The organism is Sandaracinaceae bacterium (assembly GCA_016706685.1).
In the GTDB taxonomy this organism is placed as follows: Bacteria; Myxococcota_A; Polyangia; order Polyangiales; family Houyiibacteriaceae; genus JADJJE01.
This window is the reverse complement of record JADJJE010000012.1, coordinates 158012-173476: the sequence shown is the minus strand read 5'-3', so window position 1 is coordinate 173476 and position 15465 is coordinate 158012. Positions and strand designations below refer to the sequence as shown.

Annotated in this window: 9 protein-coding genes; 5 read left to right on the top strand and 4 right to left on the bottom strand. The window is 70.0% G+C overall.

The features are described from left to right. The first annotated feature begins 25 nt into the window (after positions 1 to 25). The gene (locus IPI43_15725; GenBank protein ID MBK7775557.1) at positions 26 to 1060 is read left to right on the top strand and encodes a prepilin peptidase; all 1035 of its coding nucleotides are present in this window, start codon (positions 26 to 28) and stop codon (positions 1058 to 1060) included. A gap of 90 nt (positions 1061 to 1150) precedes the next feature. Then, complete coding sequence (locus IPI43_15720; protein ID MBK7775556.1) at positions 1151 to 1606, top strand: hypothetical protein; 456 nt, start codon at positions 1151 to 1153, stop codon at positions 1604 to 1606. Between the two features lie 157 nt (positions 1607 to 1763). Here the strand turns inward: IPI43_15720 and IPI43_15715 are convergent, their stop codons facing one another. The 3 genes from IPI43_15715 to IPI43_15705 form a co-directional block, all read right to left on the bottom strand. Then, positions 1764 to 4622 carry a hypothetical protein gene (locus IPI43_15715; protein ID MBK7775555.1) on the bottom strand — a complete coding sequence of 953 codons (2859 nt, stop codon included), beginning with the start codon at positions 4620 to 4622 and terminating at the stop codon, positions 1764 to 1766. A gap of 4 nt (positions 4623 to 4626) precedes the next feature. Then, positions 4627 to 6942: a DUF4215 domain-containing protein gene (locus IPI43_15710; protein ID MBK7775554.1), complete on the bottom strand. Its 2316-nt coding sequence runs from the start codon at positions 6940 to 6942 to the stop codon at positions 4627 to 4629. A gap of 211 nt (positions 6943 to 7153) precedes the next feature. Next, positions 7154 to 11482: a DNA topoisomerase 3 gene (locus tag IPI43_15705; protein ID MBK7775553.1), complete on the bottom strand. Its 4329-nt coding sequence runs from the start codon at positions 11480 to 11482 to the stop codon at positions 7154 to 7156. A gap of 139 nt (positions 11483 to 11621) precedes the next feature. Between IPI43_15705 and IPI43_15700 the strand changes: the two genes are divergently transcribed. Next, entirely contained in the window at positions 11622 to 12140 is a 519-nt protein-coding gene (locus IPI43_15700) for a protein disulfide oxidoreductase (protein MBK7775552.1), read from the top strand. 7 nt (positions 12141 to 12147) lie between these two features. On the opposite strand, the gene IPI43_15695 is transcribed toward IPI43_15700, so the two are convergent. Continuing rightward, positions 12148 to 13644 carry an amino acid permease gene (locus tag IPI43_15695; GenBank protein MBK7775551.1) on the bottom strand — a complete coding sequence of 499 codons (1497 nt, stop codon included), beginning with the start codon at positions 13642 to 13644 and terminating at the stop codon, positions 12148 to 12150. Between the two features lie 91 nt (positions 13645 to 13735). Between IPI43_15695 and IPI43_15690 the strand changes: the two genes are divergently transcribed. Both IPI43_15690 and IPI43_15685 read left to right on the top strand, forming a co-directional pair. Continuing rightward, positions 13736 to 14782: a hypothetical protein gene (locus IPI43_15690; protein ID MBK7775550.1), complete on the top strand. Its 1047-nt coding sequence runs from the start codon at positions 13736 to 13738 to the stop codon at positions 14780 to 14782. A 23-nt stretch (positions 14783 to 14805) separates the two neighbouring features. Then, positions 14806 to 15462 carry a hypothetical protein gene (locus IPI43_15685; protein MBK7775549.1) on the top strand — a complete coding sequence of 219 codons (657 nt, stop codon included), beginning with the start codon at positions 14806 to 14808 and terminating at the stop codon, positions 15460 to 15462. Positions 15463 to 15465: the final 3 nt, after the last annotated feature.

Here is a 15465-nt window from a genome sequence, read left to right as displayed (position 1 = left end):
AGCTGCGCTGATATGGTGCCCGACCATGTACGCCAGTGAGCTTCCAGCGTGGCTTGTGCGCTTCGTGGCGTTCGTCTTCGGCGCGACCTGGGGCAGCTTCTTCAACGTGTGCATCTACCGCTGGCCCCGGCACATGTCGGTGGTCAGCCCGCCCAGCCACTGCCCGGCGTGCAAGCAGCCCATCCAGGCGTGGCGCAACGTGCCCATCTTCGGCTACCTCTTCCTGCGCGGGAAGGCGTCCTGCTGCGGGGCCCCCATGACCCCACGCTACGTGCTGGTGGAGCTGCTGGGCGCGCTGCTGTGCGTGGGCATCGCCGAGCGCTTCGTGGTTCACGCCGTGCCCGGGGCAGAGCTGACCCCGGCGGCCGTGACCACCCTGGCCTACTTCATGTTCGCGGGTGGGCTGCTGGTGGCGACGTTCATCGACCTCGAGTGGCTGATCATCCCGGACGAGGTGAGCCTGCCCGGGGCCGCGTTGGGGCTGTTGGTGGCGGGAAGCGGCATGGGCATCGTGAGCGCAGAAGAGGCCGCGCTCGGGGCGGCCATGGGCTTCCTGTTCGTGCAGCTGGTCTTCGTGTGGGCGTACGAGCGCGTGACCGGGCGGCGCGGCATGGGCGAAGGAGACCCCAAGTTGCTGCTGATGATCGGCGCGTTCCTGGGCTGGAAGGGCGTGCTGTTCGCCGTGGTGGCCGGGTCCATGCAAGGGCTGGTGGCCGCTGCGGTGAGCTACGTGGCGGGGGGGACGTTGCTGCCGCCGCCGCGGCCGGACCCGCTGGACGGCTGGCCGCGGGAGGACCTCCTGGGGTACCTCAAGGACCTGTTCGGGCGCCGGCCGGAGCTGCTGGCGAGCGAGCAGGAGGTGATGCGGATCGAATTCGGGCTGGGCGGGGAGGCGGGGACGAGGCCGGAGTCCGAGTCCGAGTCCGAGTCCGAGGCCGAGTCCGAGGCCTCCGTGGGCAGGCTGATGATCCCGTTTGGGCCCTTCTTGGCGCTGGGCGCGCTGGAGTTCTTGTTCTTCGGCGAACGGCTGATCGACGCGTACTTTGGGATGTTCGAGTAGCATCACCTGGACAGACGTTCAGCCAAGCAGTAGAGGAGCTGCATGTCTGACGAGGCTCTCGAGTTGGGTCGCGGCGATGCTGCGGAAACGATGGAAGTGGTTGCGCGCTTGGAGCAGGGCGCCTTGCTGTGGCGGGGGGATGGGTGGACGGCTCGCATCATCACGAACGAGGATGATGAGGGCTGGGCGGTCGAGATGACGCGGGATGGGGAGTCCGAGCCGGCGCTGGTGGGGCCTTGGACCATGGGGCGCGACAAGAAGAACCCCAAGCCGCTGGACACGCACGCGTTCGCGGTGCTGGTGAGGGGCGCGAACGAGGTGCGCATGCGCCACGAGCAGCAGCTGCGCGCCCAGTTGCATCGCAGCGTGTTCGCCGTGTCGCCGTCGGGCGAGCGAGTGCGGGTGGACCTGGACATCGTGCCCGACGACGATGACCCGCATGCGATCTTGAGCGTGTTCGACGCCCACGGAGAGTGCGTGCGGACACGGGTGGAGCCGAACTTCAAGCTCTCCGCCGAGTCGGCCGCGAAGTGGCTGTCACGGTAGCGCACCGATTCACCCGCCCGCGCAGTGAGGAGCGAGGACTTCGGACCGAACTCTGAGCGGGACTTCGCGCGGCCTGAACGGCGAAGGCCGCCCGGATCAGGGCGGCCTTCGTGCGTTGTGGGTTGCCCCTCGGGCGGGTGCTCGAGGGGCGCTCGGTTCAGCGACGGCGGCGGATGGCGAGGGCCAGGCCGACCAGCAGCAGGCCTGCGGCCGCGGGCCAGCTGTTGCCGGCGGGGGTGTGGGTGGCGCAGAGGGCGCCGCCCGAGAGGCCGCCAGCGCCGAAGGCCATGCCGCCGTCGGGGGTGCCGGCGTCGGGGAGGCCCGCGTCCGGCGTGGTGACCGTCACGGTCTCGGTGTCGGTCGCGGTGTTGCCAGCCGGATCGGTGGCCGTGGCGGTGACGGTGTGCTCACCCACGTCGAAGCCGTCGGTGTCGAGGGTCCAGGTGCCGTCCTGCCCAACGATGACGGTGCCCACCGGTGAGCCGTCGATGGTCACGACCACCTCGGCGCCGGGCTCGCCCGTGCCAGTGATGGTGCCCGTGGTCGGGTCCGCCGTCTCGATGGTGACGAACGTCTCGGTGTCCACCGTGAAGGACGAGGTGTCCGCAGCCATGTTCCCAGCCAGGTCGGTCGCGGTGGCCGTCACGAAGTAGGGGCCGTCCGCGAGCGGGTTGGTCACGTCGATGGTCCAGACGCCATCGCCGTTCGCGGTGACGGTGCCGATGACCACGTCGGTGCCGTCGATCTCGATGCTCACCTCGATGGACGCGTTCGGCAGCGAGGTGCCCGTGATGGTCGGGGTGTCGTCGGTGATCAGCGCACCGTCGGCGGGCCCGGTGATGTCGACGTCGGTGTCGGAGGCGATGGCGAACGTGGAGGTCGCGGTCGCCATGTTGCCCACGTCATCGGTGGCCACGGCCTCGATGGTGTAGGTGTCGTTGATCAGCGGGGTGACCACGGTGAGCATCCAGTTGCCGTCCATGTCGACGGTGACCGTCCCGAGCTCGTTCCCGTCGAGGCTCACCACCACCGTGGCGCCAGGCTCGCCCGTGCCGCGAATGAGCGGCGTGGAGTCGAGGATGGTGCTGCCGTCGGCCGGCTCGGTGATGGCCACCACGGTGCCGGTGTCCACGATGAAGCCAGTGGTGTCTTCCGCCATGAGCTGGCCCACGGTGACGGTCGCGGTCGCCATGTGCGGCCCATCGGCCAGCGGCGCGCCGAGCGGGAGGCTCCACGTGCCGTTCGCGTCCACGAGCGCCGTGCCCACGGGGATGCCCCCGATGCTGACGTTGACGGTGGTTCCCGGCGTGCCGGTGCCCGTGAGGGTGGGCATCGGGTCGGTGATGGTGGTGCCGTCCATGGGCCCGTCGATGGTCACGGCGACCATGCTGCAGACCGAAGCCGCCGTGCACACGCCCGTGGAGCACGGCGTGAACTCGGTCAGCGCCGGGTTCGTGCACATGCCCGTGGTGCACACGTCGGTGGTGCACTCGTTGCCGTCGCTGCACTCCGCGTCGGCGATGCAGCTGACGCACTCGTTGGCGCCACCGCTGCCCACCACGCAGTTGGGGGTCCCGTTGCCGCAGCCGGGGTCCATGCCCGCACCGCCGTCCACGCACACCTCGCAGGTGTTGCTGCCGCCCACGCTCACGTCGCAGAACGGCGCAGCGTTCATGCAGCCGGCGTCGGTGCCGTTGGTCTCGGTGTCTGCGCAAGGCACACACGCGTCGGAGGGCGCGCCCGAGCAGACCTCGTTGCCGGCGCACATGCCCATGTCGCCGGCAGCGACCGACGTGTTGGTGCAGGCGTTCGACACGCATGCATCGTCGGTGCACGCGACGCTGTCGTCGCAGTGCGCCGCGGTGGTGCAGGGCACGCACTCGCGCGAGCCGCTCACGCCGATGCAGTGCGGGCTCCCCGCATTGCAGCCGGTGTCCGTGCCGGACCCGCTGTCGATGCACGCCTCACACAGCGCACTGGCTGCGCCGTCGCACACCCCACCCGAGCACGAGGTCCCCACGCTCTCGGGCGGGTTGGAGCACACCCCTGCCGTGCACACGTCGGTGGTGCAGGTGTTGTTGTCGCCGCAGTCCGCGCCCGTGAGGCACGCCACGCACGAGTTGGCCCCGTTGCCGCCGGTCACGCAGTACGGCGTGGCCATCATGCAGCCCAGGTCCACCGCCGAACCCGGCAGGGTGTTGATGCACGGCTCGCACACAGGAGAGCCCGTGCCCGTGGTCCGGCAGTGGGGCGCCGCGTTCATGCAGCCCGAGTCCGTTCCCATGGCAGACGTGTCCGTGCAGGTGACGCACATGTTGGTCGGCGCGCCCGAGCACACCTGGCCGCCGGTGCAGCTGCCCGTGCCGCCCACCACCACCGCCGTGTTCACACACGCGTTCGCAGTGCAGGCGTCCGTGGTGCACGCCACGCTGTCATTGCAGTGCGCCGCCGTGGTGCACGGCACGCACTGGCGCGCGCCGCTGGCCCCGATGCAGTGTGGGCTCGCCGCGTTGCAGCCCGTGTCCGTGCCCGACCCGCTGTCGATGCACGCCTCGCACAGCGCAGGAAGCACGCCGTTGCAGACGCCGCCCGTGCAGCTGGTCCCCACGCTGACCGTCGGGTTCGAGCACACCCCCGCCGTGCACACATCCGTGGTGCAGGTGTTGTTGTCGCTGCAGTCCGCGCCCGTAAGGCACGCCACGCAAGAACTGACGCCCGCCATGCTGGTCACGCAGTAGGGCGTGGCCATGCTGCAGCCCAGGTCCGTGGCCGAGCCGGCCGCGCTGTTGATGCACGGCTCACAGAGCGGCGCGTTCGTACCCGAGGTGCGGCAGTGCGGAACACCCGCCATGCAGCCCGAGTCCGTTCCCATGGCGGACGTGTCCGTGCAGGTGACGCACATGTTGGTGGGTGCGCCCGAGCAGACCTGACCACCTGCGCACATGCCCGTGCTGCCCACCGTTACCGGCGTGTTCACGCACGCGTTCGCGGTGCAGGCGTCCGTGGTGCACGCCACGCTGTCATTGCAGTGCGCCGCCGCACGGCACGCACTGCCGCGCGCCGCTGGCCCCGATGCAGTGAGGGGTGCCGGCGTTGCAGCCCGTGTCCGTGCCGGCGCCGCTGTCGATGCACACCTCGCACAGGTTGCTGCTGCTGCAGACCTCGGCGCCGCACTGAGCGGTCACGTCGCACTCCACGCACGTGCTGTTCAGACCGGTGGTGATGCAGGCCGGGAGGGCGGCGTTGCAGCCCGTGTCCGTGCCCGTCGGGCTGTTGTTGAAGCACGTCGCGCACGTCATGGACGTGGTGTTGCAGATGCCGCTGTCGCACTGCGGGCTGGTGGTGCAGGGGTTGGTCAGCGTGACCAAGCACACGTTGGTGCAGGTGTCCGCGCCGTTGGTGTTGCCGTCGTCGCACGGCTCCGTGCCGGTGCGGTAGCCGTCACCGCAGAGAGTCAGCCAGTCCGGCGTGCCGTCGCCATTCGCGTCTTGCGCGGCCGTGAGCACGCCCAACACGGGCGCGCCCAGGGTGCCCCCGCAGACCGCCATGACGCAGTCCGGGTCGAACGCGTTGTCGATGCCGTCGTTGTCCGTGTCCGTGCCCACTGGCGGGCGGTTCGTGACCTGGTTCCCATCGGTGTCGTAGGCCTCGATGGTGTCCGTGAGGCCGTCGCCGTCACTGTCGACGTCGAGGTAGTCCACGATTCCGTCGCTGTCGGTGCTGGGGAATGCGCCGGCCAAGCCGCCCGCGTTGCAAAGACCGCTGGCCACGTCCGCCGTGCACGCGTTGGGCACGCCGTCACCGTTCGCATCCAGCAGGCCCGCTTCGCGCGCGTCCGTGATGCCGTCGCCATCGCTGTCGCGGTCCGCGTAGTTGGGGCGGCCGTTCATGTCGGTGTTGGGCAGCGACGCCGCGCCCACCAAGCCACCCGCCACGCAGAGGCCGAAGGTGGTGACGCTCGCGCAAGCATCGGGCGCGCCGTTGAAATTGGCGTCGGTCAGGCCCGCCTCGAGCGCGTCCGGAATGCCGTCCGCGTCGGAGTCGCGGTCCAAGAAGTTCGCGCCCCCACGTCCATCGGTGTTCGGCGGGAGCGTGCCAGCTGCGAGACCCCCCGCCACACACACGCCCACCGAGGTGACGGCCACGCACGCGTCGGGCACGCCATCCGCGGTCACATCGGTCAGCCCGGTCTCGAGGGTGTCGGGCAGGCCGTCACCGTCGGAGTCGCGGTCGAGGTGGTTCGGCACGCCATCGCCGTCCACGTCCAACGCGGCGGGCAGGCTGGTGCACACGCCCATGGACGCCGTGCAGCCCCCGGGCACGTTGTTCGGGTCGCGCCAGTCCGAGATACCGTCGAGGTCGGAGTCGTTGTCCGGGTCACCCGTGAACCCAGACATCTCCACTAGGTCGAGCACGCCGTCACGGTCGGTGTCGAGGTCGGTCGAGTCGACCACGCCATCGCCGTCGTAATCCCGCGCGCACATGCTGTCGGACTCCGGGCTGACGAGGTCGAAGCGCACCTGGGGCTGGGAGTAGGCAAAGAGGCCGAAGTTGCCGGGGGGGACCGGCGTCGTGACGTCGAACTCGAGGTCTGCCACGCGATCGATCGCCGCGAACCCTCGGTTAGCCGGGTTCGTCGTGTTCATCGAGTTGCCCTCGCGGATCCAGACGCGCACACGCGTCCCTGTCACGATCAGGTTCACCCGGTACCAGCGGCGGTCCACCCAACCGTTGGTGGTTTCGTTGTCGGGGAGGGCCTCGACCACGGGATAGCTTGCCGCCTCGGCGATCATCGAGAGGTTGGCGCCCGAGCCCAGCCAGTAGTCTTCGTCGTCGCCCGGGCCGGTCACGCGAGTCAGACCGAGACCGCTCTGTCGATCGGCCGCGCCGCGGTCCTGCTGCTGCTGCTTCCAGGCGAAGAAGAGGAAGTCGGTCCCCGCTGGCGTGGCAGTCGCGTTGAGCTCACCGACATCGTAGCCGAGCGTCCAGCCCCAGAAGTCGTTGTCCCCGCCGTTCTCCTCCACACGAACATCGAACACGATTTCGCCCACCTGCTGCGGGAGGATCGTGGAGTAGACGGCAGCGTGAGAGTTCGTGTTCTCGATCACGCCACGGTTGTCCGCGTCGAGCGTCCAAGTGGCCGGCCCGTTGCCCCCGACGCCCAGGTCTCCCGTCCCGTCGAGCGTGAAGAAGACGTCCTCGCACACGAAGCCGCTCTCGACCGCGCACATGGCGGAGCAGCCATCGCCCGGCGTGACGTTCCCGTCATCGCACGCCTCGCCCACTTCGAGCCGGAAGTCGCCGCACGCGGCGGCGGCCGGGGCGGCGAACGCCATGACCGCTGCGATACACGAGATAGGGAGCCAAACCTGCTTCATCGAGATCCTCCGGCGCATACGAAGATGCTTGCCAACCGACACGCACAAGACGCGTGTGGGCGGAAGATGCCACCGCCAACACAATTGCGCAAGGCTTGTACAACTGGAACACAGAAGTCCGTGGAAAACACCGCGCGGGCGGACGAACTGTGCGGCAGCGAAGCGATCTTCAGCGGGAGGTGAGCTGCCGGAGGACTCGCAAGATGCCCTCCGCATAACGCTCCACCTTCTTGTCGCCCACGCCCGGCACCTCGCTGAGCGACTTGACGTCGTGGGGTCCGGCGATGGCCACCTCTCCAAGCTGACGATCTGTCAGCACACGAAAAGCGGGCACGCGCTGCTGCTTGGACACGCCCAGGCGCCACGCACGCAGAGCGGCGACGACGTCCGACGGCGCATCCATTTCGGCCAACGCCCCCCCCGCAGGGGACTTGCCTCGTGAGCGGCCGGTGACGACCGAGCCCTTGCGAGGCGCCGTGCTCGAGCCACCGCTCTTGGGACCGCGGGCGCCGCCACGAGTCCGCTTCCTGGGGGTGCGACCGGCCGACGCGCGCGACGACTGAGCGGTCTGAGGCCCCCGCGGCGGGAGGAGCCGCACGCTAGCCAGCAACTCGCTTCGGGTGGGCGCCTCTTCACTCAGGTGCGCGCGCTTGAAGCGGATGCTCTCGCCGTCCTTCTCGAAGCGGTCCTCCGAGAGCCGCAGCCAAGCGGCGCGCGCCAGCCCATCGAGCAGACGCTCCACATCGGAGCGGGACAGACCAGCTCCCTCGGGGCGGTCGGCCAGCTCACGGTGCAGACGCCCGGTGGCCTGCCCGTTCCACTCTCGGAGCATGGCGACTAGCCCCTCGAGCCCATCTAGGTCCTCTTCCGTGGGCACCGTGAGCTCCAACAGCGAGGCTGCTCCCGGGGCGCACACGTCACACAGGCCGCAGGGCTGCCCGCTGTCCGAGCGGTCACCGAAGTGAGCCACCAGGCCCAGCATGCGGCAGCCGGACGCGCTGACGAACGCCTGCACGGCCTCGAGCTGCGCCACCTTGTGTGCCCGTTGCGTCTCGTAGCGCGCTGGCCAGCCCGCATCCCCGCGTGTCACGCCACCGTCGTCGTCGATGCGGGCACCACCCGCGATCCACAGCTTGCTGACCCAGCGCTCTGCGTCATCGGGGTTCACGGCGCAGCGCGAGCCGAGCGCCTCCGTCGTGATGGGCTCGGCCGAGAGCTGCGAGTAGAGCGGCTGCAGGCGGCGCACCTCCGGGTAGTTGCGATCCAGGAAGAACTCGTGTGTGCGACGGTCGGCGAACGAGTGCATGAGCACCGCACGACTGGGGGCTCCGTCGCGCCCGGCGCGGCCAATCTCCTGGTAGTAGCCCTCGAGCGTGGCGGGCAGCGCGGTGTGCACCACCGTGCGGACGTTGGCTTTGTCGATGCCCATGCCGAAGGCGATGGTGGCCACCACCACGTCGAGACCACCGTCACGGAAGGCGCTCTGCACGGCGTCGCGCTCGTCGGCGTGGAGGCCGGCGTGGTAGGCGCCCACGCGCAGCTTCTTGCCCAGCGCCTTGGCCTGCTGCTCGCATGCCTTGCGGGTGGGCGCATACACGATGGCCGGCAGGCGCCCTGGCTCGCGCAGCAGCTTGGCCGCCTGCTTGGTACGCTCGGGCACGGACACCTCCACCACCTCCACGGCGATGTTGGTGCGGCGAAAGCCGAAGATGAACGTCTCGGGGGCGCGCCCACGTTCGTGGAGCCCGAGCTGCTGCGTGATGTCCGCCTGCACACGCGGCGTGGCCGTGGCCGTGAGGGCCACGATGGGCACCCCCGGCAGGCCCGCCAGGCGACCGCTCAGCATGCGGTAGTCCGGACGGAAGTCATGGCCCCAGTCGGAGATGCAGTGCGCTTCGTCGATGGCGATGAGCGTGGGCGGGCGCTTGGCCAGCAGCTCGGGGAAGCCGCGCACGCCCAGCCGCTCGGGGGCCACGAACAGGAAGTCGAGCTCCCCGTCCACGTAGGCGCGGCACGTGGCGCGGCTCTGCTCGCGGCTGCGCCCGGCGTGGATGCGCTCGGCGCGCAGGCCGCTCTCCAGCAGCTTCTGCGTCTGGTCTTCGATGAGGGCCACGAGCGGGCTGATGACCAGCGTGGTGCCGCCGCGGGCGAGGCCGGGCAGCTGGTAACAGAGGGACTTACCGGCCCCCGTGGGCATGACCACCAACGCGTCGGCGCCGTTGGTGACGGCCGCGCAGATCTGCTCCTGATGCGGGCGAAACGCCGCGAATCCGAAGTGCTGCTGGAGGAGCTGTGGCAGCCGGCTCGTGGGGGTGACGCCGCGCGCCACGCGCGGCTGGCCCGCCTGGTCGGGTGCGGCGAGCGACGCGACGGCCGGAGCTCGAGAGGGCGCGCGAGTCAGCGCAGCGCGCAGGGCAGGAGCGGGGTCATGGACCGACGAAGCGGACACACGCCCGAGAGGCCCTGATTCAACGTCCGACGTAGTGCCCCCTCGCGGAACCCGCGCGGCCTTCTGGGGAGAGCGCACCGCCGCGCCCACGCTCGCGGCCGCCGCGGCACGTTCAGCCGGCCGAGGCGCTCTGGCACTCACGGCCGCTGCGGGTGCGGCGCCAGCTGGCACGCCACGCCGCGCGGGGGGCGGGCCGCTGGCCTTCACCACCCCCACCACCTCGCGCACGAACTCCTCGATGTCGTGCATGAACGCGTCCAGTCCGTCTTGGCCGCGCTGCATGCGCGCAAGGCGCAGCTCCCACTCGCCCGTGAGGGCGGGGCTGCGCACGCGCTCGTGCACGCGCTCGATCAAGTCCACCCCTTTGGGTGTGGCGCGCAGCAGCTTCTTGCCCTCGCGCACCAGGTAGCCGCGCTCGAGGAGCGTCTCGAGGATGGCCGCGCGGGTGGCCGGTGTGCCGAGGCCGCGCTCGCGCATGGCGTCCGACATCTCCTTCTCGTCCAGCGTGCGGCCGGCGGTCTCCATGGCGGTGAGCAGCGTGGCCTCGTTGTGGGGCTTCGGAGGCTGGGTCTCCTTCTGCTCCACGCGCACGTCCAGCACGCTCCCCGCTTGGTCCACGCGCAGCCCCGTGGGCAGGTCCGGGCGCGTGGCACGGGCGCGCGCCGTGTAGACGTCGAGCGAGCGCCAGCCCTCCACCTCCACGCTGCTACCTCGGCTCCGGAAGCGGTCTTCGCCCTGGGCGTCCACGCGCAGCACCTCGGTGAGCACACTGGTGAGCGCCTCCACGTGGTCCGGCTGGAAGGCGCTCAGCAGGCGCCGCGCCACCAAGTCGTAGAGCTTGTGGTGGTCCGTGCCCTCGCGCAGCTTGTTCTTGGCACCGGTGGGGATGATGGCGTGGTGGTCGGTCACGCGGGCGTCATCGACGTAGCGCTTGCCGAGTTTCCCCTCGAGGCTCCCGGGCGCCAACGAATCTGCATAGCGCGGCTCGAGCTCGGCCAACACGGGGCCCAGCGCCTTCGCCACGTCGCGCGAGAGGTGCCGGCTGTCGGTGCGCGGATAGCTGATGAGCTTGTGCTTCTCGTACAGCTCTTGGGCCACGTCCAGCGTGTGCTTGGCGGAGAACCCGTACAGCCGGTTGGCCTCGCGCTGCAGCTCGGTCAGGTCGAACAGCGGCGGTGCGGGCGTGCGGCGCTGCTTGCGCTCCACCTCGGTGATGCGCACCCGCTCGGGGCCGGCGCCGCGCACTCGAGCCGCCACCTGCTCCGCCTGCGACAGCCCTGCCCCGCCACCCGCCGGCCCCCGCTCGAGCTTGCGCTGCTCCTTCCGCTTGCCGCTCTCGTCGCGGCGCTTCTCCACGTAGACACCCTCGTACTCGCCTTGCGGCGTGCCGAAGCGCGCGTGCACCTCGTCATACGGCTCTGGCACGAAGTGGGCGATCTCGAGGTCACGCTCCACCACCAGCGCCAGCGTGGGTGTCTGCACGCGGCCCACGGAGAGGTGGTCGTCGTAGCGCAGGCTGTAGGCCCGCGAGAGGTTCATGCCCACCAGCCAGTCCGCCCGGCTGCGGGCGCGGGCGGCGTCCGCCAGCGCGTCGAAGTCGGACGCGGGCTTGAGCGCGTTGAAGCCCCGCTCGATGGCCTCGGGTGTGAGCGACGAGATCCACAAGCGGCGCACGGGCTTGTGACAGAGCGCGTGCTCGTACACGTAGCGGAAGATGAGCTCGCCCTCGCGCCCCGCGTCCGTGGCGCAGATGACCTCGGCCGTGTCGCGCGCGTTCAGCAGCCGCATGACCACATCCAGCTGCTCACCCACCCGCTCGCGTGCGACCAGCGGCCAGCGCGCCGGCAGCATGGGCAGCGCGGCGTAGCTCCAGCGCGACCAGGCCGGGTCCATGGCGGCCGGCTCGGCCAGGCCCACCAGGTGGCCAATGGCCCACGTCACCCGGTAGCCGCCACCCTCCAGGTACCCCTGGTGGCGCGCGGTGGCGCCCAGGACCTCGGCCAGGTCACGGGCCACGGACGGCTTCTCGGCGAGCACGACGCTGAACATGCTGCGGGGTGTATCGGCCGGGTGTGACAACGTTTGCTTGTTCTACCCTCAACTCCACCACTGAACAAGCAATCAGATGCGCCAGTAGCGCTCGGCTGGCCAGCGCGACCACCCTGCACCAAAGGATTGCCGACCGGCCATGACCACCGCCTTCACAGCCCGAGTTCGTCGCATCGCCCGCGAGTGGGGCCCGCAGGTGCTGGTGCTGTTGGTGGTGTTCCTGGGGGTGCGCGCGTGGCAGCTGCGGGGCGCCGCAGAAGGCACGGCGCCGCCGGTGATCGGGCGGTCCATCCACGCACCGGACCAGCTGCTGTCCCTCGAGGCCCTGCGCGGGCGCCCTGCCGTGGTCTATTTCTGGGCCACCTGGTGCGGCGTGTGCGAGCACGTGGACCCGAACGTCGCCGCCGTGGCGCGCGACCATCAAGTGCTCACGGTGGCGGTCAACTCCGGCTCCCCCGACGCGATCGTTTCGTGGATGGCCGAGCGCGATCTGGTGATGCCCACCGTGAGCGACCCCGCGGGCCGCTTGTCGCGCGCCTATGGTGTGGCCGCGTTCCCCACCACGTTCTGGGTGGACGCCGACGGCCGCATCCAGCACCGCGAGGTGGGCTACACCAGCACGCTGGGGTTGCGCACGCGCCTCTGGCTGCTGCGCTGACGCGCGGCTACTCGGCCTGCTGCCGCTCCTTGCGCAGCACGCTGTGCTTGGCCCCGTACGCGAAGTAGAGGACGAAGCCGATGCCCAGCCAGATGACCAGCCGCAGCCAGTTCTCGGCCGGCAGCGACAGCATCAGGAAGAGGCACATGATGATGCCGATGATGGGCACGACGGGCACCCACGGGCACTTGAACGGGCGGTGCAGCTCGGGGTGCGTCTTGCGCAGCACCAAGACCGCGATGCACACCACCACGAACGCGAACAGCGTGCCGATGTTGACCAGCTCGGCCAGCACGCGCAGCGGCAGGAAGCCGGCCAGCAGCGCCACGAACACGCCGGTGAGGATGGACGACTTCCAGGGCGTCCGGAACTTCTCGTGGACCGCCGAGAAGAACTCCTTGGGCACCAGGCCGTCGCGGGCCATGGCCAGCATGACGCGCGGCTGGCTGAGCATGAGCACCAGCAGCACGGAGGTGATGCCCGCCAACGCACCGGCCGCGATGAGCAGCTGCGCCCACGGCATGCCGATGGACGCGAACGCGGCGGGGATGGGCGCGTTGATGTCGATCTGGTCGTACGGGACCATGCCCGTGATCACCGCCGACACTGCGATGTAGAGCAGCGTGCAGAGCACCAGCGAGACGATGATGCCGATGGGCACGTCGCGCTGCGGGTTCTTCGCTTCCTCGGCGTGTGTGGAGACCGAGTCGAACCCGATGTACGCGAAGAAGATGGTGGCCGAGCCCGCCATCATGCCGAGCGGCTCGCCGCCGTTGCCGGTCTGCCCGAAGACGTGGCCGAAGATGGAGATGCCTGCGTAGCCGAACGGCGCAAACGGTTCCCAGTTGGCCGTGTTGATGTGCTGCATGCCGACGAGGATCACGAAGAGCACGATGGCGAGCTTCACCGCGACCATGGCGTTGTTGAACGTGACGCTCTCCTTGATGCCCTTGACCAAGATGACGGTCACGAAGCCGGCCACGAGCACCGCGGGCAAGTCGATGAACGCACCCGTGGACACCAGTTGACCGCTGTCGGGGTCGTAGTCGAAGGGCCCCGTTCTCAAGACCTCGGGCAGCTGCATGCCGAAGATGCCGATGAGGTTCTGGAAGTAGTGCGACCAGCCGTGCGCCACGGTGGCGGACGCGACCGCGTACTCGAGGATCAAGTCCCAGCCGATGATCCACGCGGCCAGCTCGCCGAGGGTGGCGTACGCATAGGTGTAGGCCGAGCCCGCCACGGGCACCATGGCCGCGAACTCCGCGTAACAGAGCGCCGCGAAGATGCAGGCCACGCCCGCGAACGCGTACGACAGCATGAGCGCCGGGCCGGCCTTGTCGTGCGCGGCCACGCCGGTGAGCACGAAGATGCCGGTGCCGATGATGGCGCCCACCCCGAGGCTGGAGAGCGACACGGGCCCGAGCACGCGGTGCAGCCGGTTGTCGCCGGCCATCTCGTCGAGGATGCGTTTGATGGGTTTGCGCGTGAACAGCGGGCTGGCCATGGGCGGACCTTACACGCCGAGGCCCGGGAGGGCGAACCTCCTTTGAGCAGGCTTGCGATGGGCGCTTTGGTGGCGCCTACTGCTGCGCGGCATGACCGACGATCCGCACAGCGACCACGAGGTTCCCGGACACGAGAGCGAGATCGCGCGGGTGCAGATGGACGTCCGCGCGGAGCAGCTGCATGTCCTCGCCGGAGGCCGCGTGCTGGTCTGCGCACCCGGCGGCACCACGTTGCTCGTGGACTCGGCGACCGGGGAGGTGCTGTTCCGGGAGCGGGCCGAGTGCCTGGCCGTGAGCCCCAGGCGCGACTCGTTCGCGGTGGCGCTGTATGGGACCACGGGCGCGCTCAACCTCTGGATCGACGCTGCGACCGGAGTGGAGCGCGCCCGGTCGGTGCCGATGCCCAGCGTGCTGACGATGGCGTTCTCGGACGGCGGCCGCATCGCCTGGAGCACCTTCGCGCCGCCCGTGGACTACGGCGAGGTGGTCATCTGGGAACCGCAGACGAACACGCACACCACCTACGGGGAGACCGAGCGCCTGGGTCCGCTGCTGTTCCTGGACGAGACGCGGGTGGCAGCGGCTCGCCACGGCGACCTGTGGATCTTCGAGCCCGACGCGCCGGCCCGGCGGCTGCGTGTGGGCACCTCGTCGGCGCGTGTGTGCCGCATGCCGAGTGGCCACGCGCTGGTCGCGGAGGTGTCGGGTCGGGTCGTGCAACTGGATGTGCAGACTGCCGAGACGCTGTGTCTGTGGGACGCGGAGGGCCGTGGAGAGCTGGTGGTGGCCTACGACGCCCACGGCTCGAGGCTGCTGCGGCGTCCGCGCTACCCTGGCGCTGCGAGCTTCGTCGAGTGGAAGACCCTGGGCGGCACGGTCCAGCACATCACGTCTCCCTCGGGCGAAGGGCCCTTCCTCGAGGCGGCCTGGGTGCCGGCCTCGGAGGACTTCGTGACCTGCACCGCGCGAGCCGTCTACCGCGTGCACGCGAGCACGGGCCAGTTGGAGCAGGTCTTCCGTACCTATGGCGCAGCCTTGGTCGCGCTCGGGGTGGGCGTCATGGGAGCAGTCGCGTGGGCCACCGCCAACGGGGAGCTGCACCTCGGGGGTCTGGCCACGTCACGCTGGCCAGGGTAGCGAGCAGCTGGCAGCTTGCTTGGGTGGCAATGCCTACCCGCTTGCATGTCCGCTTCACGCTGATGGCCCTGCTCGGCGTGTGCTCCCTTCCTCCCACGCTCGCCTCGGCCCAGAGCGTGCAAGTGCGCTCCACCCAGCTGGAGCTGGGGCTCTCGGGAGCGCTGCCGCTCGCGTCGTCCCGCTACGACCGCGGCGTGGGCCTGGGCGGTGGTCTCAGCGCGCGCTTCGCGCTCACCCGGGGCCGCTTCGTGTTCGACTCGGGCCTCGAGGCCGGGTTCCTGATGGTGAACGAGACGTGGTACCAGGGGGACGCCACCTGGATCGACGACGCCTTCATCGTGCGCCTCCGCGCCATGCTCGGCGTGCGCTATGCGTTCGTCTCGTCCGAGCACGCGCAGCTCTATGGGCGAGTTGGCGCCGGGCTCGAGAGCCGCATCGGCCGCTACGACGAGCGGCACATGGACGAGCCCGACCAGCCGCGCCAGCGCGACCTGAGCTGGGCCCCGGTCATCGAACCGTCCATCGGGCTGCGGCTCGGCGGCGCGCACCGTTTCGCGCTGATCCAAGTGGGTCTGCCCATCGCGCTCCACCGGCAAGAACCCATCCGGGCGCACGGCAGCGATGGGAAGACGCTGGCGATGGACCTGAGCGCGTCCATCTTCGTGGGCTGGACGCTCTGAAGA